General features: G+C 71.5%; 21 protein-coding genes and 1 pseudogene. 5 read left to right on the plus strand and 17 right to left on the minus strand.

Features of this window, described 5'->3' with window-relative positions; genetic code table 11:
- The first annotated feature begins 32 nt into the window (after positions 1-32).
- Complete coding sequence (locus tag ABNF97_RS19175; RefSeq protein ID WP_502930517.1) at positions 33-809, plus strand: HAD family hydrolase; 777 nt, start codon at positions 33-35, stop codon at positions 807-809.
- Positions 810-899: 90 nt separating this feature from the next.
- Here the strand turns inward: ABNF97_RS19175 and ABNF97_RS19180 are convergent, their stop codons facing one another.
- The 6 genes from ABNF97_RS19180 to ABNF97_RS19205 form a co-directional block, all read right to left on the minus strand.
- Positions 900-1,844: a diacylglycerol kinase family protein gene (locus tag ABNF97_RS19180; protein ID WP_349339318.1), complete on the minus strand. Its 945-nt coding sequence runs from the start codon at positions 1,842-1,844 to the stop codon at positions 900-902.
- Between the two features lie 76 nt (positions 1,845-1,920).
- Entirely contained in the window at positions 1,921-2,871 is a 951-nt protein-coding gene (gene tatC / locus ABNF97_RS19185) for a twin-arginine translocase subunit TatC (RefSeq protein ID WP_130463044.1), read from the minus strand.
- A 14-nt stretch (positions 2,872-2,885) separates the two neighbouring features.
- Positions 2,886-3,182 carry a Sec-independent protein translocase subunit TatA gene (tatA, locus tag ABNF97_RS19190; RefSeq protein ID WP_130463045.1) on the minus strand — a complete coding sequence of 99 codons (297 nt, stop codon included), beginning with the start codon at positions 3,180-3,182 and terminating at the stop codon, positions 2,886-2,888.
- A gap of 186 nt (positions 3,183-3,368) precedes the next feature.
- Positions 3,369-3,623: a hypothetical protein gene (locus ABNF97_RS19195; RefSeq protein WP_130463046.1), complete on the minus strand. Its 255-nt coding sequence runs from the start codon at positions 3,621-3,623 to the stop codon at positions 3,369-3,371.
- A 9-nt stretch (positions 3,624-3,632) separates the two neighbouring features.
- Entirely contained in the window at positions 3,633-4,793 is a 1,161-nt protein-coding gene (locus tag ABNF97_RS19200; RefSeq protein ID WP_130463047.1) for a helix-turn-helix transcriptional regulator, read from the minus strand.
- A 55-nt stretch (positions 4,794-4,848) separates the two neighbouring features.
- Positions 4,849-5,850: a helix-turn-helix transcriptional regulator gene (locus ABNF97_RS19205; protein ID WP_349339319.1), complete on the minus strand. Its 1,002-nt coding sequence runs from the start codon at positions 5,848-5,850 to the stop codon at positions 4,849-4,851.
- 78 nt (positions 5,851-5,928) lie between these two features.
- On the opposite strand from ABNF97_RS19205, the gene ABNF97_RS19210 reads away from it, so the two are divergent.
- Positions 5,929-7,011, plus strand: coding sequence for a DUF3866 family protein (locus ABNF97_RS19210; protein WP_349339320.1), 1,083 nt, complete (start codon positions 5,929-5,931; stop codon positions 7,009-7,011).
- Between the two features lie 105 nt (positions 7,012-7,116).
- On the opposite strand, the gene ABNF97_RS19215 is transcribed toward ABNF97_RS19210, so the two are convergent.
- The 3 genes from ABNF97_RS19215 to rfbA all read right to left on the minus strand — a co-directional run bounded on the left by ABNF97_RS19215 (position 7,117) and on the right by rfbA (position 9,797).
- A complete protein-coding gene (locus tag ABNF97_RS19215) occupies positions 7,117-7,320 on the minus strand; it encodes a hypothetical protein (RefSeq protein ID WP_349339321.1) in 204 nt (67 codons plus the stop codon).
- Between the two features lie 62 nt (positions 7,321-7,382).
- Positions 7,383-8,741: a Pup--protein ligase gene (pafA, locus tag ABNF97_RS19220; RefSeq protein ID WP_130463051.1), complete on the minus strand. Its 1,359-nt coding sequence runs from the start codon at positions 8,739-8,741 to the stop codon at positions 7,383-7,385.
- Positions 8,742-8,924: 183 nt separating this feature from the next.
- Positions 8,925-9,797, minus strand: a complete 873-nt coding sequence (gene rfbA / locus ABNF97_RS19225) for a glucose-1-phosphate thymidylyltransferase RfbA (RefSeq protein ID WP_349339322.1) — start codon at positions 9,795-9,797, stop codon at positions 8,925-8,927.
- Positions 9,798-9,893: 96 nt separating this feature from the next.
- Here rfbA and rfbB point away from each other — a divergent pair, with 96 nt between their 5' ends.
- On the plus strand, positions 9,894-10,910 hold the full coding sequence (gene rfbB / locus ABNF97_RS19230) for a dTDP-glucose 4,6-dehydratase (protein WP_130463053.1): 1,017 nt from the start codon (positions 9,894-9,896) through the stop codon (positions 10,908-10,910).
- A 116-nt stretch (positions 10,911-11,026) separates the two neighbouring features.
- Positions 11,027-11,947 (plus strand): dTDP-4-dehydrorhamnose reductase, encoded by a 921-nt coding sequence (gene rfbD, locus ABNF97_RS19235; protein ID WP_502930518.1) that lies wholly within the window; start codon positions 11,027-11,029, stop codon positions 11,945-11,947.
- A 36-nt stretch (positions 11,948-11,983) separates the two neighbouring features.
- Here rfbD and prcA read toward each other — a convergent pair whose 3' ends face one another.
- From prcA to ABNF97_RS19275, 8 genes are all read right to left on the minus strand, one after another.
- Positions 11,984-12,847 carry a proteasome subunit alpha gene (gene prcA, locus ABNF97_RS19240; RefSeq protein WP_349339323.1) on the minus strand — a complete coding sequence of 288 codons (864 nt, stop codon included), beginning with the start codon at positions 12,845-12,847 and terminating at the stop codon, positions 11,984-11,986.
- Positions 12,848-12,907: 60 nt separating this feature from the next.
- The gene (gene prcB, locus ABNF97_RS19245; RefSeq protein ID WP_130463056.1) at positions 12,908-13,747 is read right to left on the minus strand and encodes a proteasome subunit beta; all 840 of its coding nucleotides are present in this window, start codon (positions 13,745-13,747) and stop codon (positions 12,908-12,910) included.
- A gap of 236 nt (positions 13,748-13,983) precedes the next feature.
- Complete coding sequence (locus ABNF97_RS19250) at positions 13,984-14,199, minus strand: ubiquitin-like protein Pup (RefSeq protein ID WP_130463057.1); 216 nt, start codon at positions 14,197-14,199, stop codon at positions 13,984-13,986.
- 92 nt (positions 14,200-14,291) lie between these two features.
- Positions 14,292-15,809, minus strand: coding sequence for a depupylase/deamidase Dop (gene dop / locus ABNF97_RS19255; protein WP_349339324.1), 1,518 nt, complete (start codon positions 15,807-15,809; stop codon positions 14,292-14,294).
- A gap of 213 nt (positions 15,810-16,022) precedes the next feature.
- Positions 16,023-17,804: a proteasome ATPase gene (gene arc, locus ABNF97_RS19260; protein ID WP_349339325.1), complete on the minus strand. Its 1,782-nt coding sequence runs from the start codon at positions 17,802-17,804 to the stop codon at positions 16,023-16,025.
- A gap of 391 nt (positions 17,805-18,195) precedes the next feature.
- Complete coding sequence (locus tag ABNF97_RS19265; protein ID WP_130463060.1) at positions 18,196-18,768, minus strand: hypothetical protein; 573 nt, start codon at positions 18,766-18,768, stop codon at positions 18,196-18,198.
- A gap of 58 nt (positions 18,769-18,826) precedes the next feature.
- On the minus strand, positions 18,827-19,771 hold the full coding sequence (locus ABNF97_RS19270) for a tRNA (adenine-N1)-methyltransferase (protein WP_349339326.1): 945 nt from the start codon (positions 19,769-19,771) through the stop codon (positions 18,827-18,829).
- Positions 19,768-20,922 (minus strand): site-2 protease family protein, encoded by a 1,155-nt coding sequence (locus ABNF97_RS19275; protein ID WP_502930519.1) that lies wholly within the window; start codon positions 20,920-20,922, stop codon positions 19,768-19,770. Before ABNF97_RS19275 ends, ABNF97_RS19270 begins: the two co-directional genes overlap by 4 nt.
- A 136-nt stretch (positions 20,923-21,058) precedes the next feature.
- On the opposite strand from ABNF97_RS19275, the pseudogene ABNF97_RS19280 reads away from it, so the two are divergent.
- A pseudogene (locus ABNF97_RS19280) lies at positions 21,059-21,982 on the plus strand (RecB family exonuclease); the annotation flags it as partial.
- Positions 21,983-22,179: the final 197 nt, after the last annotated feature.

Raw genomic sequence — 22,179 nt, forward strand, 5'->3', positions numbered from 1 at the left:
ACCCCGAAGAGCCGGTCGGTAGGGTGCACGACGTGCCGGATCATGCCGAACCGCCCACGACCCGTATGTCGCGCGAAGCCGCCGACTCCGCCCCCGGGCCGCCGCCGCGCCGCCCGGTGGACGCGGTGCTCTTCGACTTCCACGGCACCCTCGCCCAGGTGGAGGAGCCGGTCGCCTGGGTACAGGCCGCCGCGGCTACCTGCGGGACGACGCTGGACCGCGCCCGGGCGACGGCGCTGGCCGACCGCCTGGTCACCGCCGGCCGGGCCGGTGGACCCCTGCCGGCCCGGGTGCCGCCGCACCTGGCCGAGGTGTGGGCCGACCGGGACCTCTACGCTCCCGCCCATCGGGCCGCCTACGTGGGGCTGGCCGAAACGGTCGACAGCGGCGTCAGCGGCCTCGCCGAGGCCCTCTACGACCGTCTCCTGGTCCCGGACGGCTGGCTCCCCTACCCGGACACCGCGCCGACCCTGCGGGCGCTGCGCGCGGCGAAGGTGCCGGTGGCGGTGGTCAGCAACATCGGCTTCGACGTGCGGCCGCTCTTCGACGCCTGGGAGCTGACCGAGCTGGTCGACGCGTTCGTCCTCTCCTACGAGGTCGGGCGCTGCAAGCCGGACCCGGCGATTTTCTACCGGGCCTGCGGCCTGCTCGGCGTCGACCCGGAGCGGGCCCTGATGGTCGGCGACACCCCCGCCGACGCCGGGGCGGTGCGCGCCGGATGCGCCGCACTGGTGCTGCCGGCGGCCGAGCCGGGACAGGTCAACGGGCTGGCCGCCGCGCTGGACCTGGCGGTCGCCAACGGCCGCTGATCAACGCAGCAGGCGTACGGCGATCAGCACCCCGGCGAGGCGGTCTTCACCTGCCTGGAGGCGATCCGGTCGGTCGCAGGCGTACGGCGATCAGCGCAGCAGGCGTACGGCGCCGGGGACCGCGGTCACGGTCACCGGAAGGGGCAGCGCACGTTCACCGTCGGCGTACCCGACGATGTCCTGGGCGACCAGTTCGACCGTGCGGACCTGCCGGGTGTGCACCATCGGGTGCGCCAGGTGGGTGCCTCGGTAGACCCGGGGCTTGATCCGGGCCAGCGTCGCCCGGCCGACCGGGCCGGCCCAGACGACGTCGAGCAAACCGTCCGTCGGGTCGGCCGTCGGACAGATTCGCATTCCCCCGCCGTAGCTGGGGCAATTGCCGACCGCCACCAGCACCCCGTCCAGCTCCCGGGTCACCCCGTCGAGCCGGAGCAGGTAGCGGCGGGGGCGGAGCCGGGCCAGCTCGACCGCGACGGCGAGATCGTACCGGCGCGGCCCGCGCGGCCAGGCCATCCGGTTCGCCCGTTCGTTGACCAGCGCGTCGAAGCCGGCCGCCAGCACCGCGCCGTACCACCGCCGGGTGCCGTCCGGACCGGTCATCCGGGCCAGGTCCGCCGGGCGGGTCCGGCCGGCGACGACCGCGGCGGCGATCACCTCGACCGCGCCGAGCGGGTCCGTCGGGTAGCCCATCCCGGCCGCGAAGTCGTTGCCGGTGCCGGCCGGGACCGGGCCGAAGCCGACGCCGGTACCGGCGACCGCCTGGAGCGCCAGGTGGATGGTGCCGTCGCCGCCGACCGTCAGCAGGGCGGCGGCGCCGTCCTCGACCGCGGCCCGGCAGGCCGTCTCCGCCTGCGCGGCACTGCCGGCCTCGAGCAGCCGTACCGGCCGGCCCACGGCGCCGAGCCGGTCGAGCATGGCCGGCAGGAGTCCCCGGAACCGGCCCCGTCCGGCGGTCGGGTTGGCCAGCACCGCGAGGTGCCCGTCGGCCAGCCGACGGGCGGCGACGGAGCCGGAAAGTTGATCGTCGGCGGTCACGGCGAGCACCGTACCGCCCGCCGTGCCGCCGCCGACAGCTCAGGTCGGCTCGTCCTGCACCCCGCTCAGATCAGTCTCAGGTCGTATCGTCGTAGCGCCGGTCGACCGGCTGCGGCGCGACGACCGGGTCCGGAGCGGAGACCGGCATCACCGGCTCGACCCGCTCACCGGCGGCCACCGGCTCGGGCTCCAGGTCGAGCGGCGAGACCTCGTCGTCGTCCAGCCCGGCGTAGATCTCCTTGCCCCGTCCCCGCCGCCGGTCGTTGAGCATCGCCACCCCGACCGCCGCGAAGTAGAGCACGCAGAGGCAGATGGCCAGCGCCGTCATGCCGAACGGGTCCGGGGTGGGGGTGACGATCGCCGCGAAGAGGAAGAAGACGAAGACGGCGACCCGCCACCAGCCGAGCATCTTCCGGCCGCTCACCAGCCCGACGAAGTTGAGCATCAGGACGATCAGCGGGAACTCGAACGCCACCCCGAACATCAGGATCAGGTTCGTGACGAAGGAGATGTACCGGGTGATCTCCAGGGTGTTGGTCACGTCCTCGCCGGCCAGGCCGACCAGGAACTCGAGCCCCTTGGCGACCACGAAGAACGCCAGTACGGCGCCGGCCGCGAAGAGCGGGGCCGCCAGCGCGGTGAAGACGTATGCGTACCTGCGTTCGTGCCGGTGCAGTCCCGGCGCGATGAACGCCCAGAGCTGGTAGAGCCAGACCGGTGCGGCGACGATCAGACCGACCCATAGCGCGATCTTGAGATCGAGCAGGAACACGTCCGCCGGCCCGAGCTGGGTGAACTGGCACTTGCCGTCCACGGTCGAACCCTCGAGCTCGCAGTACGGCTTCTGGAGCAGGCCGCGGACGTCCTGGCGTACGAAGATGCCGACGGCGAAGCCGACCACGATGCCCAGGGAGGCCTTGAAGAGCCGGTTACGCAGCTCCCGGATGTGCTCGATGAGGGTCATCGAGCCGTCGGCGGCTCGCTCGAAGTTGCTCGGACCGCGCCGGCGCAGCAGGGCGAAGGCCACGGGACGGGCCCCGGTCAGTTGTCGCGGACGCGCTGCACCGGGTCATTGACCGGCGCGGCAGGCGGCTGGTAACCGGGCTGGTGCACGCTGGTCGGGTGGACGGTGTCGCCCGGCAGCGGCTGCCGGCCCGCCTGCGCGTCAGCCTTCTCGGCCAGGTCCTTGTCGTCGTCGGCGAGACTCTTCGTCTCGGCCTTGATGATCCGCAGCGAACGACCGAGTGACCGGGCCGCGTCCGGAAGCCGCTTCGCGCCGAAGAGCAGGACCAGCACAGCCACGAGTACGAAGATGTGCCACGGCTTGAGGGCGCCCATGGAAGCTCCAGTTCGATGATTTGTCCAGCAAGGGTGTGTCCTGGCCCATCGTACGTGCGTCGGGAGGGAGTGCCACCCGCCAGGCGGTGACTTTCCGGCCGGTCGGTGCAGTCTCGACCAACCCGGAGCATCCGTCAACCACGTGGTGGGCGGCACTGAGGGCCAGGTGGGCGGCACTGAGCAGGGCTATTCCTCGGCACCGCGCTTGGCACGGATCAGCACGAGCCGCTGCTGGAGCGTCTCGACCTGATGCTGCATGGCCTCCGCCCGGTCCTGCACGGCGAGTGCGACCCGCTGGAGGTCTTCGGCCTGCGCCTGACGGCGTTGCAGGCCCAGTGCGGCCCGGTGCAGTCGCGGCAGCCGGGTCAGCACCCGGCGGACCGCCAGCCCCAGCACCAGGAGCCCGACTCCGACGGCCGCGAGCACGATCCACTTCAGCACGCGGTCAGCCTACTGGCTTCCGGCCGTTGTCGCCGGGGTGGCGCCCGGGACCAGGCGGGCATCCGGGCCCCGGCCAGCCGTCTCGGGTGCACCGGGGGACGCCGAGCCGATCGTGGCGCTGTCCGGCGGGCGGGTCGCCGGCGGTGGCGTGGCGTACGCGTCGAGCGCGGCCGCGGCCCGGTCGCGTACCTGGTCGGCGAGTTCCGCCGGGGCCACCACGGTGACGTCCGGCCCTAGCCCCAGCACGAACCGCCGGGCCCAGTCGAGATCGGTGACCCGCAGCGAGACCAGCCACTCCCGGCCGGCCCGGTCGGCGTCACCGGAACTGCCTGCCCGGTCGGCGGCACCGGCTCCCGGATCCGGCTCGACCCGCTCGCACGGGTAGTACTCGGTGATCCACCGGCTGGACCGGCCGACCCGCAGGGTCACCAGCGGCAGGTCCGGGTCGGGGCGGAAGATCCCGGCGCTCACGTCGTGCAGCCGGGCCTGCGGCGGTGGTGCGGCCGGCTCGTCCAGCTCGACGAGCGCGTCGATCCGGTCGGCCCGGAACAGCCGCATCGACTCCGCCCGCCGGCACCAGGCCTCCAGGTAGGCCAGGCCGCCGACCATCAGCACCCGGATCGGGTCGACCGTGCGTTCCGTCGTCTCGTCCCGGGTCGCGGCATAGTAGGTGATTCGCAGTGCCCGGCCCCGCTGCACCGCGCCATGCAGCGCCGCGACCCGGTCACCGTCGCCCGGCATCCGGACCGCGACGGGTGCGTCGGCGAGTTCGCCGGCCGCGTTCTCGATCTTCGCCAGGGCGCGTTCGACCGCGTCCCGGTTCGCCATACCCGGCGTCTCGGCGAGCATCCGAAGCGCCACCACCAGCGCCATCGCCTCGTCCGGCGTGAGCCGCAGCGGTCGGTCGATCCCGGCGTCGTAGGTGATGGTGACCCGGTCACCGTCGAAGGCCATGTCGATAAGGTCACCCGGCCCGTACCCGGGCAGGCCGCAGACCCAGAGCAGTTCCAGATCCTCCCGCAGCTGCCGCTCGGTCACCCCGAGGTCGGCCGCCGCCTCGGAAATCTCGATCCCCGGCCGGGCCAGCAGGTACGGCACCAGGTTCAGCAGTCGGGCCAGCCGGTCGGCCGAGGTCCGGACGCCGCCGGACCGTTGCGCCGGACGAGTCACGCCGGCTCCCCCCTCTGGTCAGTTCCCGGGGCCCCTACCCCGGTCCGCCCCCGTGTTACCCCGACGCCCGGGCGGTGGCCATCTCGTCGTGCCGGGCGGTGATTTCCTTCAGCCGTTGGATCACGGCGTCCCGGATCTCCGGCGGTTCGACCACGCGGACATCGGGACCGTAGCCGACGAGCCTACCGGCGAGCGACTCGGCGTCGGCGTACGGCAGCACCAGGCGGTCGCCGTCGGGTCCGCTGGTCACCTCCCGGGCCCACCTGCGCAGACCGGCCGCCCGGCCCGGTGCGACCAGCACGGTGGCCCGGCCGGAATGCTCCACCGGACCGGACCACTTCGCGACGTGGCTGATCAGGTCGACGCCGACCGGCGGCTCGAAGGCGCCCGGCCTGCCGATCACCCGGACCGCCCCGCCGACGATTCGGGAGAGCCGGAAACAACGGGCCGCGTCCCGGTCGAGGTCGTGGCCGACCACGTACCAGCGGGCCCGCCAGCAGACCACGCCCCACGGTTGCAGCCGGCGGCTGGTCGGGGCGTCGCCGTCGGGTACCCGGTAGTCGAAGCCGACCGTGCGGCGTTCCCGGGCCGCGGTGGTCAGCGGCCCGAACGCCGGGTCGACGGTGACCACCGGCTCCATCCCGAGGGTGGCCTGCGGGTCGACGTCGACACCGGCGGCGCGGAGCTTCGCCAGCCCCGAGGAGGCGGCCGCCGCCAGCCCGGCGTGCCGCCAGAGCCGGGCGGCGATCCCCACCGCCGCCGCCTCGTCGGGCTCCAGCGGGATGTCCGGCAGCGCGTACTCCCGGTGCGCGATCCGGTAGCCCGGCTCCGCGTCGAAGGCGCTGGCCGTGCCGGTCTCCAGTGGTACGCCCAGCTCACGCAGCTCGGCCTTGTCCCGCTCGAACTTGCGCTGGAAGGCCTCGTGGTCACGTGGGTCGTCCGGATCATGCTCGTAGCCCGGCACGGTCGCGGCGATCTGCGCGGCGGTCAGGAACCGTCGGGTGGACAGCAGGCAGATCACCAGGTTGACCAGGCGTTCGGTACGGGTCCGCGACACGACACAGACGCTAGCAGTGTCGGATCACGAAGCGGGTACCCGCGCGGGCCCGGACGGTGGCCGGTTACCCTGCCGGCCATGGTGCGATGGCGGTCCGGCACGGTCACGGCGGTGCGGCGGAGCTGGCGGGGCGCCGTGGAGCTGGACGTGCAGCAGGCCGACGGTACGCGGGTGCGGGCGCTGGCGTACCCGGCGCTGGTCGGTACCCCCGCGCCGGGCGACCGGGTACTGCTGAACGTGGGCGCGCTGCTGATGGGACTCGGCACCGGCGGGTACGCCCTGGTGGTGGCGCTGCCGGACCGGCTGCCGACGGACCCGCCGGACCCGGTCGACAGCCGTGACGCCGGGCACCTGGTCAAGGCCCGTTACACGCCGCTGCAACCGATCCTGCTCGGCGTCGACGAGGAGGCGTCCCCGCACCGGGCGGCGCTGGTCGACGCCGACGATCTCGGCGGGCTGCCGGTGGTCACCGCCGATCTGCACTCCGCGCTGCCGGCGATCGTCGCGGGGATCCGGGCCGACGCGCCCGACGCCCGGATCGGCTACCTGTGGACCGACGGCGGTGCGCTGCCGGCCTGGTTCTCCCGAACCCTGCACGGGCTGCGCGCCGAACTCGCCGGCACGGTCACCGTCGGTCAGGCGTTCGGTGGTGACCTGGAGGCGACCAACCTGCACAGCGGGCTGCTCGCCGCCCGGCACGTGCTGCGGGCCGACGTGGCGATCGTGGCGCAGGGACCGGGAAACCTCGGCACCGGTACCCGGTGGGGCTTCTCGGGGGTCGCCGTCGGCGAGGCGGTCAACGCGGTCGCCGCGCTGGGCGGCCGTCCGGTGGGCTCGCTGCGGATCTCCGGCGCCGACCAGCGGGACCGGCACCGGGGAGTGTCGCACCACAGCCTCACCGCGTACGGCCGGGTCGCGCTCGCCACCGCCGACCTGGTGCTTCCGGCCGAGCTGCCGGGGGAGCTGGCCGCGCTGGTCGAGCCGGCCGTGGCGGCGCTGGCCGGTCGGCACCGGATCGTCCGGGTGCCGGTGCGCGGGCTCGACGAGGCGCTGCGGGCCAGCCCGGTCCCGCTGGCGACGATGGGTCGGGGCCTGGCCAAGGAGTACCCGTACTTCCTGACCGCTGCCGCCGCCGGCCGGTACGCCGCCGGCCTGCGCTGAGGTCGCCGCCGCCGGCCCGCGGGTGCGGCTGCGCCCCCGGCCCGCGGGTGCGCCGCGACCAGCAGCGGTGAGCGCCCGTCGAGGATCGCGGGGGCGCGGCGCGGGTCAGCTCAGGAAGACCAGCGCCAGCCAGCCGGCCACGACCAGGACGAGCGCGAGGGTGAGCACCCAGGTGGGCACGGTGTACTCACCACGGCGGTTGCGCTCGATCTCCTCCCGAATCTTCGCTCGCCGCCGCTCGATCCGGTTCGGCCGGATCGTCTCGGGGTGACGGTGCTCGTCGTCGTCACGGCGTTCTGGATGCGTCATAGCGGGGGTCAGCCTAACCAATCCGGGCCCGGTCACCGGCGCCGCCACCGCGATGGCCGGCCTCACATGCTCGCGATCAGCCGCTCCACCCGCTCGTCGTAGGCCCGGAACGGGTCCTTGCAGAGCACCGTGCGCTGGGCCTGGTCGTTCAGCTTGAGGTGCACCCAGTCGACGGTGAAGTCCCGGCGCTTCTCCTGGGCGTGCCGGATGAACTCGCCGCGCAGCCGGGCCCGGGTGGTCTGCGGCGGGGTCTCCTTCGCCTCGAAGATCTCCGGGTCGGTCGCGATCCGGTCCACCTGCTTGCGTCGCTCCAGCAACCCGTAGAGGCCGCGTCCCCGGCGCAGGTCGTGGTAGGCCAGGTCCATCTGGGCGATCCGGGGATGCGACAGCGCCAGGTCGTTCTTGCGCTGGTACCGCTCGATGAGCTGGAGCTTGGTCACCCAGTCGATCTCCCGGGAGACCGGTTCCAGGTCGCCGGTCTCCACCGCGCGCAGCACCCGGCCCCAGAGCTCGACCACCCGCTTGGCGGTCTGGTCCCCGCCGCGCCGCTCGACGAACTCGGTCGCCTTGGCCAGGTACTCCTGCTGGATCTCCAGCGCGCTGATCTCCTTGTTCGAGGCGAGCCGGACCTTCCGCCGGCCGGTGATGTCGTGCGACACCTCGCGGATCGCCCGGATCGGGTTCTCCAGCGACAGGTCGCGCATCACCACCCCGGCCTCGATCATCCGCAGCACGATGTCCGCGCTGCCGACCTTGAGCAGGGTGGTGACCTCGTTCATGTTCGAGTCGCCGACGATCACGTGCAGCCGCCGGTAGCGCTCGGCATCGGCGTGCGGCTCGTCCCGGGTGTTGATGATCGGCCGGCTGCGGGTGGTCGCCGAGGAGACGCCCTCCCAGATGTGCTCGGCCCGCTGGGAGAGGCAGTAGACGGCGCCGCGCGGGGTCTGCAGCACCTTGCCGGCGCCGCAGATCAGCTGCCGGGTGACCAGGAACGGGATCAGCACGTCGGCCAGCCGGCCGAACTCACCGTGCCGGGAGACCAGGTAGTTCTCGTGGCAGCCGTACGAGTTGCCGGCCGAGTCAGTGTTGTTCTTGAACAGGTAGATCTCGCCCGCGATGCCCTCGTCGTGCAGCCGCTTCTCGGCGTCGACCAGCAGACCCTCCAGGATCCGCTCGCCCGCCCGGTCGTGGGCGACCAGGTCGGAGACCGAGTCACACTCGGGGGTCGCGTACTCCGGGTGGGACCCGACGTCGAGGTAGAGCCGGGCACCGTTGCGGAGGAACACGTTGCTCGATCGCCCCCAGGAGACCACCCGGCGGAAGAGGTAACGGGCGACCTCGTCCGGGGAAAGCCGCCGTTGGCCACGGTAGGTGCAGGTGACACCGTACTCGGTCTCAAGGCCGAAGATTCGCCGCTCCATGCTTGGAGATTAGTCGCCCGGAGCCCGGGTTGGTCAGTCTCGGGCCGTGGCGTTCTGCCGGGTCCCCGGCGCCCGACGGTGAACCTTCTTCAACCTCCCCTTGCGGTCCGTCGGAGCGCGAGGTCGAACGCGGTGTGTGAGCGCCGCGCGGTTCAGGTTGAAGAAGGTTCAGTGGTGCACCGGTCACCGACCGGGATCCTCGAGAATGCCGAAGAGATACTCACCGTATCCGCTCCGGCTCAGCGGCTGGGCCAGTTCGCGGAGCTGCTCGTCGGAGATCAGCCCGCTGCGCCAGACCACCTCCTCGATGCAACCCACCTTCAGCCCCTGTCGCTCCTCGATCACCCGGACGAACTCGCTGGCCTGGACCAGCGAGGTGAACGTGCCGGTGTCCAGCCAGGCGGTGCCCCGGTCCAGCGCGGTTACCCGGAGCCGGCCCGCCTCCAGGTAGATCTGGTTCACCGTCGTGATCTCCAGTTCCCCCCGGTCACTCGGACACAGCCCCTTGGCGATCTCCACCACGTCGTTGGCATAGAAGTAGAGCCCCGGTACCGCGTACCGGGACTTGGGTTTCTCCGGCTTCTCCTCGATCGACAGCGCCCGGCCATCGGCATCGAACTCGACAATTCCATAACCCTCGCAGTCGGCCACCGGATAGGCGAAGATCCGACCGCCCTCAGGGTCACCGTCGCGAGCCAGGCTCCGGCCGAGTCCGGCACCGTAGAAGATGTTGTCGCCGAGGATCAGCGCGACCGAGTCCCCGGCCAGGAACTCCTCGCCGAGAAGGAACGCCTGCGCGATTCCGTCCGGCCTCGGCTGCGCGGCGTACGCCAACCGGAGACCCCACTGGGAGCCGTCGCCCAGTAGTCGCCGGAACTGCGCCTGGTCGCCCGGAGTGGTGATGATGAGGATTTCCCGTATTCCCGCCATGACCAACGTGGAGAGCGGGTAATAGATCATCGGCTTGTCGAAAATCGGCATGAGTTGTTTCGAGACGGCCTGGGTGATCGGCCACAGCCGGGAGCCGGTGCCGCCAGCCAGCAGAATTCCGCGCATTCGCGCAGGCTACCGGGGGGTGGCGAACTGTAGAGTCAAATCTGCGACAGCTCGCCTGGCGAGGATCCCCGGGTTGACGCGTACACTTTCCAATTCATGAGGATTCTCGTGACCGGTGGAGCCGGATTCATCGGTTCCGAGTACGTCCGTATGCTGCTGACCGGCACCGGTCCCCGACTCGCGCCGAGCGCCGTCACCGTACTGGACAAGCTCACCTACTCCGGCAACCTGGCCAATCTGGACCCGGTGCGCGCCGACCCCCGGCTCCGGGTGGTGGTCGGCGACATCTGCGACCCGACGGTGGTCGACGAGGTGACCCCCGGACACGACGTGATCGTCCACTTCGCCGCCGAGTCCCACGTCGACCGCTCCATCCACCGGGCCGCCCCGTTCGTCACCACCAACGTGCTCGGCACGCAGACCCTGCTGGAGGCGGCGCTGCGGCACCGTACCGGTCGGTTCGTGCACGTCTCCACCGACGAGGTCTACGGTTCGATCGAGCAGGGGTCCTGGACCGAGTCGACTCCGCTCGCCCCGAACTCGCCGTACTCGGCCGCCAAGGCCGGCTCCGACCTGCTGGTCCTGGCCTACCACCGCACCTACGGGATGGACGTGGTGCTGACCCGCTGTTCCAACAACTACGGGCCGTACCAGTTCCCGGAGAAGGTCGTCCCACTCTTCGTCACCAATCTGCTCGACGGCGGCACCGTGCCGCTCTACGGCGACGGCGGCAACGTCCGGGACTGGCTGCACGTGCACGACCACTGTGTCGGGGTCGCCCTGGTCCAGGACAAGGGGCGGCCGGGCGAGGTCTACCACATCGGCGGCGGCACCGAGCTGACCAACCGCGAGCTGACCGACCGGCTACTCGCCGCCTGCGGCGCCGGTTGGGACCGGGTCAGGCCGGTCACCGACCGGATGGGGCACGATCGCCGCTACTCGCTGGACATCACCAAGATCAGCGAGGAACTCGGGTACGCCCCCAGGATCGACCTCGACCGTGGACTCGCCGACACGGTCAGCTGGTACCGGGAGAACCGAGCCTGGTGGGAGCCGCTCAAGGCACGGCTGACCGGCGACGAGATCGGGCGCCCCGGACCGGCGGCACCGTGACCGCCCAGCGGGGCGCGATGCCAACAGGCGCTGAGCCGGGCGTGGTGTCAACAGGCGCCCAACGGGACGCGGATCGCCCCGGCGTCCGACTCGACACGGAGCCGGCAGGTTGGCTGGTGACCGGGGCCGGCGGGATGCTCGGCCGGGACCTGGTGGCGGTGCTCTCCGCCCGGCACCAGGGACGGGTCACCGCCGCCACCCGGGCCGAGGTCGACCTGACCGATCCGGCGGCGGTCCGGGCGGCGGTCGCCGGGCACCGGATCGTGGTCAACGCCGCCGCCTGGACCGACGTCGACGGCGCGGAGCGCCAGGAGGCGGCCGCCACCGCCGTCAACGGCACCGGGGTGGCGAACCTGGCGGCGGCCTGTGCCGAGGCCGGCGCCCGGCTGCTGCACGTCTCGACCGACTACGTCTTCGCCGGTGACGCCGAGAGCCCCTATCCGGAGGACGCCCCGACCGCCCCGGTCAACGCGTACGGGCGCAGCAAGCTGGCCGGTGAACTCGCCGTCACCCGGCTGCTGCCCCGGACCGGATACCTGGTACGCACCGCGTGGCTGTACGGCGCGCACGGCTCCAACTTCGTCACCACGATGCTCCGGCTGGCCGGCGTCCGCCCACACCTCGACGTGGTGAACGACCAGCTCGGGCAACCCACCTGGTCGTACGCGCTCGCGGAGCGGCTGGCCGACCTCGGCGCCGCTGCCGAGCGCGGAACCGCCCCGGCCGGGGTCTACCACGGCACGGCGAGCGGCCACACCACGTGGTACGACCTGGCCCGCGAGGTCTTCGCCCGGACCGGCCTCGACCCTGAGCGGATCCGGCCCACCGGCAGCGACCGGTTCCCCCGACCAGCCCGCCGGCCCGGCTACAGCGTGCTCGGCCATGCCGGCTGGTCCCGGGCCGGTCTGGTCCCGATGGTGCACTGGCGGGTGATGCTCGCCGACGCGTTGCGGCCGGACGGCACGCTGACCAGCGCTCGCCGGTCGGCCGCACCCGGTCACGCCACCGGCGACCGGATCGGGTCCGGGACCCGCTAGCGGCGCGACCGGCCGAGCCGCTCGACCAGCACGGTCCTACTTCGACTTCTTCTCGCCGTTGCTCGACCCGTCGGCACCGGCGGCCGGTTTCGACCGGCCCTCCAGGTCCGCCGAGCCGGCGGACTCGGCGGGCTTTTCCGGGCCCGGGGCCGGGGCCTTCGGCTCGGCCGGCAGCGCGTCGCCCTCGTCGGCCTTGGCCTGCACCCCGTCGAGCAGCGAGACCAGCGCGGCACCGGTGATCCGGCGGAAGGTACGGCCGACCCGCTGCCGGTCCAGGATCGCCACCTCGAGTTGGCTGGCGGCGACGGTCCGGGGGGCGCCACCCTCGCCACCGACGCTGCCGAGCGCCCGGACCGCCAGCCGGACCGCGGCCTCCAGCGACATCTCCGGCTGGTGCTCCTCGCGCAGCGCCCCGGTGACCGCCTCCGCCTGCCCGCCCATCGCCATCCGGCCGGGCTCGTCGCTGACCGAACCGTCGTAGGTGATCCGGTAGAGCTCGTCCGACTCCGGCGTGCTGCCGACCTCGGCGACGCAGATCTCCACCTCGAACGGCTTGGACTGCTCGGTGAAGATCGCCCCCAGCGTCTGGGCGTACGCGTTGGCCAACGCCCGGCCCGTGACGTCCCGCCGGTCGAAGCTGAGCCCGATGGCGTCCGCCATCCGCACTCCCGCGCGACGCAGGTTCTCGAACTCGTTGTAGCGGCCGACGGCTGCGAAGGCGACCCGGTCGTAGATCTCACTGACCTTGTGCAGGGCGCTGGAGAGGTTCTCCGCCACGAAGAGCACCCCGCCGGAGTAGCTGAGCGTCACGGCGCTCCGCCCGCGCGCGATGCCCTTGCGGGCCAGCTCCGAGCGGTCGCGCATGATCTGCTCGGGTGAGGCGTAGAACTGCATGGCCACGGCGGCGGTTCTCCTAACCGGTTCTGCTGACGACGGCGGGTTTCGGGTGGTGCGGGGCGATCAGCCGCCCGGGTTCTCCATCCGGGCGGCGACCACCGCTTCGGCGACCTCGGCCGCCTCGGCGTCGGAGAGCCGGTTGGTGCCCTCCGCGGTGGCCGTCATCACCACTGGATAGATGCGGCGGCTCAGGTCGGGACCACCGGTGGCACTGTCGTCGTCGGCGGCGTCGTAGAGCGCCTCGACGGCGAGACGGATGGCGTCCGGGGTGCTCAGCCCGGGGCGGAAGCGCTTCTTCAGCGCCGCCTTGGCGAAGAGCGAGCCGGAGCCGATGCCGTCGTAACCGGTCTCCTCGTACGGCCCGCCGGCCACGTCGAAGCTGAAGATCCGACCGGCCTTGGCCGGGTCGGTGGCCGCCAGGTCGAAGCCGGCGAAGAGCGGGATCACGGCGAGCCCCTGCATCGCCGCGCCCAGGTTGCCGCGGATCATCGCGGCCAACCGGTTCGCCTTGCCGTCGAGCGAGAGCATCGCGCCCTCGATCTTCTCGTAGTGCTCCAGCTCCACCTGGAACAGTCGCACCATCTCCAGGGCGATGCCGGCCGTGCCGGCGAAACCGACCAGGGAGTACTCGTCGGCCGGGTGTACCTTGCGGATATCCCGGCTGGAGATCATGTTACCCATCGTGCCGCGCCGGTCACCCGCCATCACCACCCCGTCCGCAGTGGTCAACGCGACGATAGTGGTGGCGTGCGGAACGAGCGAGCTGGCGGACCCGGGCGGCAGCGGCCGGCGACCGGGCAGCAGGTCGGGAGCTGCCGTGCTCAGGAACTGGGTGAACGAGGACGTCCCCACGTTGAGGAACACGTCTGGTAGACGCCCGGTTGGATCAAAAGCCGCTGCCACGTGCTCCCTCTCAGCTGTCTCATCACGTCGCCCGGATCCCCCCGCGTCAGCGCGGAAACCGGGCGAGATCACCATTGCGGTTGAAGCAGAGTATCCCCCGGATCTCCCCGGTGCGATGATCGTCGCCGCCGTGTTGCGGCCTCCCGACGGCGGCGCCGGTGCGGTCGGCACCGCCGTCCCAGCGCACCGCGCCGGGCTCGGCGTGGGCGAACCCGCCCGGCCCGGCCCGGGTACGCCTACTGCCCGCCCTTCTGGACGTAGCCGCGGACGAACTCCTCGGCGTTCTCCTCGAGCACCGAGTCGATCTCGTCCAGCAGGTCGTCGACGTCCTCGCTGATCTCCGCGTGCCGCTCGGCGACCTCCGGGTTCGCCTCGGTCGCGACCTCGTCGACCTCTTCTTCCCGACGCGCCTTGCCGGACTGCGACTGACCGCCGGTGTCACGGGTAGCCATCTGCTGCCTCCTCCACGATCGCCTGGGTGAAACTTACCTCGGATGGACGACGAATCCTCCGGCACCTCCACTGCCGGCGGCGCGGTCCGGCCTCAGCCACCGGTGATCGTCTCCAGCAGGTCCTTGGCGCTGGCGCACCGGTCGAACAACGCCCCGACGTGCTTGCGGGTGCCCCGCTCGGGCTCCATCATCGGAACCCGCACCAGGGACTCCCGGCCGACGTCGAAGATGACCGAGTCCCAGCTCGCCGCCACCACCTCCGAGGCGTACTGGGCGAGACAGCGGCCCCGGAAGTAGGCCCGGGTGTCCTCCGGCGGCTCGGTCATCGCCGTCCGGGTCAGCTCCTCCGGCAGCAGCGTGGCCATCGAACCCCGGCTGACCAGCCGGTGGTAGAGACCCTTCTCCGGGCGCACGTCGGAGTACTGCAGGTCGACCAGTTGCAGCTTGTGTGAGGCCCAGCCGAGCTGCTCCCGCTCCCGATAGCCCTCCAGCAGCCGCAGCTTCGCCACCCAATCCAGCTCGCCGGCGCAGAGCATCGGATCCCGGCCGAGCCGGTCGAGTACGCTCTCCCAGCGGTCGAGCACGTCGGCGGTGTCCCGGTCGAGGTCGTCACCGTACCGCTCGTCCACAAAGGAGCGCGCCCGTTCGAAGTACGCCCACTGCAGGTCGAGCGCGGTCAACCGGCGGCCGTCACGCAACCGCAGCCGGTGCGACAGCGACGGGTCGTGGCTGACCGCCTTCAACTCGCCCACCGGGTCGGCGATGGCCAGGTCGGGGCTGAGCGCCTTCTCCTCGATCATGGTGAGCACCAGTGCCGTGGTGCCGACCTTGAGGTAGGTGGAGATCTCCGACAGGTTGGCGTCGCCGATGATCACGTGCAGCCTGCGGTACTTGTCGGCGTCCGCGTGCGGCTCGTCCCGGGTGTTGATGATCGGCCGCTTGAGCGTCGTCTCGAGACCGACCTCGACCTCGAAGAAGTCGGCCCGCTGGGAGATCTGGAAGCCGGGTTGCGTGCCGTCCTGACCGAGACCGACCCGGCCGGCGCCGCAGACGATCTGCCGGGTCGCGAAGAACGGCGTCAGGTACGTGACGATGTCGGCGAACGGGGTCTGCCGGCGCATCAGGTAGTTCTCGTGCGCGCCGTAGCTGGCACCCTTGTTGTCCGTGTTGTTCTTGTAGAGGTGGATCGGGTGGCTGCCGGGAATGGTGGAGGCCCGCCGCGACGCCTCGGCCATCACCCGCTCACCCGCCTTGTCCCAGCGGACCAGGTCCATCGGGTTGGTCACCTCGGGGGTGGAGTATTCGGGATGGGCGTGGTCGACGTAGAGTCGAGCGCCGTTGGTCAGAATCACGTTGGCCAGCCCGAGGTCCTCGTCGGCCAGCGCCTCCGCCGGGTCGTAGGCGGCTCCGGAGTAGGTGAAGCCGCGAGCGTCCCGCAGCGGGGACTCCTCCTCGTAGTCCCACCGCGCCCGGCCGCCCCGGGCCAGCTCCGGCCGGGCGCCGTAGGCGTTCACCACCTGTGACGAGGTCACCATCGGGTTGGCCCCGGCCTGGCCGGGCACGGAGATGCCGTACTCGACCTCAGTACCCATGATCCGCCGTACACTCATGCCGCCGCCTCGCTCCACTTGCCCATGTCCCGAGCCTAGTCCGCGCCGTCGCCGGATTCTTCGCCCGGTGTGTCGACACGGCCACGGTACGCCTTCACCGCTGCTTCGCCCGGTTCGGTGTGGGTGCTCCGGACGGCGGGTCGGCGCGGGGGACGCTCCGGAACAAACACTGTGGGCGCCGCGACCGCGGCGCCCACAGTTGCTGTCCGTCCGTTACAGGTACTGACCGGTGTTGCTCGCCGTCTCGATGGACCGGCCGGCCTCCGCACCCTTGCCGCCGGAGACGAGGGTACGGATGTAGACGATCCGCTCCCCCTTCTTGCCGGAGATCCGAGCCCAGTCGTCCGGATTGGTGGTGTTCGGCAGGTCCTCGTTCTCCCGGAACTCGTCGACGCAGGCGTCGAGGAGGTGCTGCAACCGCAGCCCCTTGCGCCCGGAGGAGAGGAACTCCTTGATCGCCATCTTCTTGCCCCGATCGACGATGTTCTGGATCATCGCGCCGGAGTTGAAGTCCTTGAAGTAGAGGACTTCCTTGTCGCCGTTGGCGTAGGTGACCTCGAGGAAGCGGTTCTCCTCGGTCTCCGAGTACATCCGCAGCACGACCGCCTCGATCATCGCCGCGACCGTGGCCTGCGGGTCGTTCCCGTGCTCGGTCAGGTCGTCCTGGTGCAGCGGCAGCCCGGTGAGGATGTACTTGGAGAAGATGTCCTTGGCCGCCTCGGCGTCCGGCCGCTCGATCTTGATCTTCACGTCGAGCCGGCCGGGGCGGAGGATCGCCGGGTCGATCATGTCCTCCCGGTTGGAGGCACCGATCACGATCACGTTCTCCAGGCCCTCGACACCGTCGATCTCGCTGAGCAGCTGCGGGACGATGGTGTTCTCCACGTCGGAGGAGACACCCGAGCCCCGGGTCCGGAACACCGAGTCCATCTCGTCGAAGAACACGATGACCGGGGTACCCTCGCCAGCCTTCTCCCGAGCCCGCTGGAAAATCAGCCGGATGTGCCGCTCGGTCTCACCGACGTACTTGTTGAGCAGCTCGGGGCCCTTGATGTTGAGGAAGTAGCTGGTGTGCTTCTCCTCGCCCCGCCGCTCGGCGATCTTCTTGGCCAGCGAGTTCGCCACCGCCTTGGCGATCAGCGTCTTGCCGCAGCCGGGCGGACCGTAGAGCAGGATGCCCTTCGGCGGCCGGAGTTGGTGCTCACGGAAGAGGTCGGCGTGCAGGAACGGCAACTCGACGGCGTCACGGATCTGCTCGATCTGGGCCTGCAGGCCGCCGATGTCGCCGTAGTCGACGTCCGGGACCTCCTCCAGGACCAGTTCCTCGACCTCGCTCTTCGGAATCCGCTCGTAGGCGTATGCCGAGCGAGGCTCGATCATGAGTGAGTCACCGGCCCGCAGGGGCGCGCCGATGAGAGTCTCCGCGAGGTGGACGATCCGTTCCTCGTCGGCGTGGGAGATCACCAGCGCCCTGTCGCCGACGCCGCCTGAGGGGCTGTCCAGCACCTCCTTGAGCATGACGACCTCGCCGACCCGCTCGTAGCCGAACGCGTCAACGATGTTGAGCGCGTCGTTGAGCAGGACCTCCTGCCCACGGCGCAGCTCCGCCACGTCGAGCGAGGGTGACACCGCCACCCGGAGTTTGCGTCCGCCGGTGAAGACGTCGACGGTACCGTCGTCGTGCCGGGCCAGGAAGACACCATAACCGCTCGGCGGTTGCGCCAGCCGGTCAATCTCCTCCTTGAGCGTGACGATCTGGGCGCGTGCCTCCTTGAGGGTGTTCACGAGCCGCTCGTTGTTCTCCGTGAGTCGAGCCAACTGCGCCTGTGTCGCCGCCAGCCGTTCCTCAAGCTGCCGGACGTGTCGAGGGCTTTCGGTCAACTTGCGCCGCACCAGAGCGAGTTCCTCTTGAAGAAACGCGACCTGGGTGGAGAGATCGTGGGCCTCCTTCTCCCACCGTGCGGCGCGCGAGTCCGCGTCGTCGCTGCGTGCCACGTCCCACCTCCCCGGGGGCTTGAACGTTCTGCCCTAACACTAACCGCTATGACGCTGATTCGGTTCCACGCAACACCCTCGTCGCCGAACCTTGATCACCTTGTCGACGTCCGCCGGGGCCGGCACCGGCGGATCGGAGCACCGCCGCGGGGTGCCGGGCGGGTCCGCGACAACACCGCCCGCCGGTCGCCGCGATCCGTCGCTGAGCAGCGATTCCGAGCCATGAACGGCGACCGGACCCGGCACCGCCGGCCCGGTCACGAGCCGGCGCCGGGACGCTACCGACCGTCGCGGCTTCGCCACCGAATTGCCGGGAACCGGCAAAGCGTCACGCCGAACCAGGGGTCTCCGGGCCCGCCGACCCGCAGGACACCGCCCGACAGGCCGGCGCTCACAACGTCGGGCGGCCGACCACCGAGGCGACCAGCCGGGCGAACTCCTCCAGCCGGGCGATCTGACCGGCGCCGCCGTCGTCGAGCGTCTTGCCGAACCGCAGCGCGTCGTGCCGCGGCGGCACCTGCGCGTCGTCGCCCGGCACACCCTCGTCCAGCGAGCTCAACAGCAGGTAGACGTCGATGCTGTCGACCCGGATCTGGCCGGTCGACGTACGGCTCAACCGGCGCCGGCAGCCCACCTCGCTCACCGTCGAGACCGGTACCACCCGCAACGACGACGTCATCGAGCCGGCCGGGCCGTCGTCGGGCGGCACGTCCTCGCCGTGCCAGAGGATCAGCCGGCTACCGTCGCAGATCGCGACCTCCTGCCAGACCCCGTTCACCTCGTTGACGAAGCGCTCCAGGGTGAACCCGAGCACCGAGGCACCGTTGAGCACCCCGGTCAGCGCCTCCATCGCGACGTCCGGGTCGCGCAGGTACGCCCGGGCGGCCGACTCCAGGTCCCGGTACGGCGACCAGTCCGGAAAGACGGCCGGCAGGTCTCCCCCACCGAACGCCGGCCGACTCATGCGCTGCCCTCCCCGAGCCCGGCACGCCCGCTGATGCGTCGACTCCGGCGGGGCGGGATCATTCCGCGGCCCTCCCCGAGGTCGCCTCGGCCTCCTGCCGCGCCTGGCGGCGCAGGGCGTACGCCTCGGCGCCCTTGCTGGGCTTGCGGCGGCGCGGCGGCGCGGTGACCCCGGGCGCGAGCCGACGGCTGGAGACGAGGAAGGCGGTGTGCGCGATCATGCGGTGGTCCGGGCGTACGGCGAGCCCGTCCGCGTGCCAGTCCCGGACCAGCGACTCCCAGGCCCGGGGCTCGGTGAAGCCGCCCCGCTCGCGCAGCGCCTCGACCAACTCGGAGAGCTGGGGCGTCGTCGCCACGTAACCGATGAACACCCCACCCGGGACCAGTGCGCGTTCGACCATGTCGAGCGCCTCCCAGGGGGTGAGGAGGTCAAGGATGATCCGGTCGAAACCGGACTCCTGGCAGTCTGCCACGTCGCCCACCCGGAGATTCCAGGCTGGATGCGGTCCACCGAAGAAGGATTCCACATTCCTGCGGGCGATTTCGGAAAAGTCCTCGCGCAGTTCGTAGGAATGCAGTTCGCCCTCCGGTCCGACGGCCCGGAGCAGCGAACAGGTGAGCGCGCCGGACCCGACACCGGCCTCCAGGACCTTGGCACCGGGGAAGATGTCGCCCATCGTCACGATCTGGGCGGCGTCCTTGGGATAGATCACCTGGGCGCCGCGCGGCATGGAAAGCACGTAGTCCGCGAGCAGCGGCCGCAACGCGAGGTAGGCGGTGCCGCCGGCCGAGGTGACCACGCTCCCGTCCGGCAACCCGATCAACGCGTCGTGTTCCAGCGCGCCGCGGTGGGTGTGGAACGACCGCCCGGGCTCCAGCGTGATGGTGTGCATCCGACCCTTCGGATCGGTCAGCTGGACCCGGTCGCCGGGGCGGAACGGCCCCCGGTGCGCCGGCACCGGTCCGGTCGGGGCGGCGGGAACTGCGGTGGGTTGTGCGGTCACTGAGTCATCTTCCGTTTCGGCTCCAGGAGCTGCGCCAGGTCGGCGATATGCAGAACGCCGACCACATCTTCGCCTGAGGTCACCAGGTACTGCGCGCCCGGGTGGGCCTGTACCGCGTGCACCACCTGCTCCCCGCCGAGCCCCACCGCGAGACTTGGCACCCCGTCCACGCCCCGGGCCACCGCGTCCACCGCCACCCAGGGCCGGCGCTCCACCGGTACGGCGTCGGCGGCGGTCCGGTCGACCAGCGCCACCAGCCGGCCGGACGAGTCCGCCACCCCCAGTGTCGAACCGCCGTGCCCGGCGGCCGTCCCGCGCCGCTGCGCCTCCGCCAGCGGGGTGCCGCTCGGCACCGAGTAGACCGGCCGGGCCAGTCGGGCCAGGTCGATGAGGGGGAACCGGCGGCTGATCCGGGCCGCCCGGATCGCCTGACCGGCGCCCTGCCAGAGGGTGAACGCGACCAGCAGCACGAGCGCCAGACCCAACCACGGCAGCTCGACCAGGAAGGTCAGCAGCGTGAAGAGTACGGCGGTGCCGATCGCGACGGCTCGGCCGAACCAGCCGGCCACCTCGGTGGCCAGGTGCCGGTCCCGGGTGAGCACCCAGACCCCGGCCCGCAACGCCCGACCGCCGTCCAGCGGCAACCCGGGCAGGATGTTGAAGAGCCCGACCAGCACGTTGCTGGCGGCGAGTTGGAAGGCGAACTGGTCGGCCAGGGTGCCGTCCGGCAGAGCGAGCGTGGCGGCGACCCCGACCAGGCCGAGCACCAGGGAGACCGCCGGCCCGGCGAGCGAGACGAGCAGGTCCACCCGGGGCGTCGGAGCGTCCCGCTCCATCTCGGTGTAGCCACCGAGCAGTTCGAGGGTGATACCGCGTACTCCGATCCCGTACCGGCGGGCGGTCAACGCGTGCCCCAACTCGTGCAGCAACACCGAGCCGAGCAGCAGGACCACGAAGACCAGGCCGACAAGATAGCCGACCAGCTGCGACAATCCGAGTTGTTGCCGGACGAACTCGCCGTACATGACCGTGATCAGGGCGACCAGCAACACCATGGACGGGTTGAGGTAGACCGGGACGCCGAGCACCCGGCCGACGGTGAAGCCGGGCCGCCGGTCAGCGCCGCGCCGCGGTCGCGAGTTTCCCTCCATCTCCTCAGATGCTACGGAACATCCCGTCGGGTGGACCCGGCGGTTCGGCCGGGGTGACCGCCGACGATCGGTGCCGGTACGCATGGCGGGGCGGGTGGGCCGGGTTCGGTCGTACCCGTGACATAGCCTTCCGGACATGACGGCGGAGACGGTCACATCGCAGACAGGCACGGACGGGCCGGCCGATCCCCCGAGCGAGACCCTGACGCAGGGGCAGGTCACCGCCTCGCTGTCCCCGTCCCGGGCGGCGGACTTCAAGACCTGCCCGCTGCTCTACCGGTTCCGCAGCATCGACCGGCTGCCGGAGCGGCCGTCTCTGGAGCAGGCGCGCGGCACACTGGTGCACGCTGTGCTGGAACGCCTCTTCGACCTGCCGGCCGGGCACCGGACGCCGGCGGCCGCCGGTGACCTGGTGGCGCCGCAGTGGGACCGGCTGGTGGCCGAGCAGGCGGAGCTGGCCGAGATCTTCACCGGGGGTGCCCTCGCCGGTCCGGCCGACTTCCTGGCCTCGGCCCGCGAGCTGCTCGACGGCTACTTCACGGTGGAGGATCCGAACCGGCTGGAACCGGCCGCGCGGGAGAGCCTCGTCTCCACGGTGGTGGCCGACCAGTTGCTCATCCGGGGCTACATCGACCGACTGGACGTCTCGCCCGACGGCGCCCTGCGGGTGGTCGACTACAAGACCGGTGGCGCCCCCCGGGAGGCGTTCGAGGCCCGGGCGTTGTTCCAGCTCAAGTTCTACGCCCTGGTGCTGTGGCGCACCCGGGGAGTGGTGCCCAGGGTGCTGCGGCTGCTCTATCTCAAGGACGCGGAGGTGTGTGACTACACCCCCGACGCGGAGGAACTGGTCCGGTTCGAGCGGACCGTGCTGGCACTCTGGCGGGCCATCGAGCAGGCCACCCTGGCCCGCGACTTCCGGCCCAAGCCGAGCCGGCTCTGCGACTGGTGCAACCACCAGGCGCACTGCCCGGCGTTCGGCGGCACTCCCCCGCCGTTCCCCGAGCCGACCGCGCAGGCCGACCCGACGGCGCCGCCGGTCCCGCCACCGTCCCGGCCCGGCGTCCGGCCGGCTCCGGCTCCGGCTCCGACTCCGACTCCGACTCCGACTCCGACTCCGACTCCGGGGAGCGTATCGGGCGGGCCGGCGCTGCCGAGCCAGTCGACCGGATCGGGCCGGGCGGGTACCGCGCCTATCCTCGGCGTCGGGTCCGCCGAGGAGGAGTCGGGCTCCTCCTGAAGGAGGACCCCAGGGTCGCC

This window comes from Plantactinospora sp. B6F1, assembly GCF_040120695.1.
Taxonomy (GTDB): Bacteria; Actinomycetota; Actinomycetes; order Mycobacteriales; family Micromonosporaceae; genus Plantactinospora.

Excerpts from the sequence above, each read along its gene's own strand:
- tatA (WP_130463045.1), bottom strand. The coding sequence starts at position 3,182 with ATGGGCGCCCTCAAGCCGTGGCACATCTTCGTACTCGTGGCTGTGCTG.
- ABNF97_RS19210 (WP_349339320.1), top strand. The coding sequence starts at position 5,929 with ATGGTGCGATGGCGGTCCGGCACGGTCACGGCGGTGCGGCGGAGCTGG.
- ABNF97_RS19215 (WP_349339321.1), bottom strand. The coding sequence starts at position 7,320 with ATGACGCATCCAGAACGCCGTGACGACGACGAGCACCGTCACCCCGAG.
- pafA (WP_130463051.1), bottom strand. The coding sequence starts at position 8,741 with ATGGAGCGGCGAATCTTCGGCCTTGAGACCGAGTACGGTGTCACCTGC.
- rfbA (WP_349339322.1), bottom strand. The coding sequence starts at position 9,797 with ATGCGCGGAATTCTGCTGGCTGGCGGCACCGGCTCCCGGCTGTGGCCG.
- rfbB (WP_130463053.1), top strand. The coding sequence starts at position 9,894 with ATGAGGATTCTCGTGACCGGTGGAGCCGGATTCATCGGTTCCGAGTAC.
- ABNF97_RS19250 (WP_130463057.1), bottom strand. The coding sequence starts at position 14,199 with ATGGCTACCCGTGACACCGGCGGTCAGTCGCAGTCCGGCAAGGCGCGT.
- dop (WP_349339324.1), bottom strand. The coding sequence starts at position 15,809 with ATGAGTGTACGGCGGATCATGGGTACTGAGGTCGAGTACGGCATCTCC.
- ABNF97_RS19265 (WP_130463060.1), bottom strand. The coding sequence starts at position 18,768 with ATGAGTCGGCCGGCGTTCGGTGGGGGAGACCTGCCGGCCGTCTTTCCG.
- ABNF97_RS19275 (WP_502930519.1), bottom strand. The coding sequence starts at position 20,922 with ATGGAGGGAAACTCGCGACCGCGGCGCGGCGCTGACCGGCGGCCCGGC.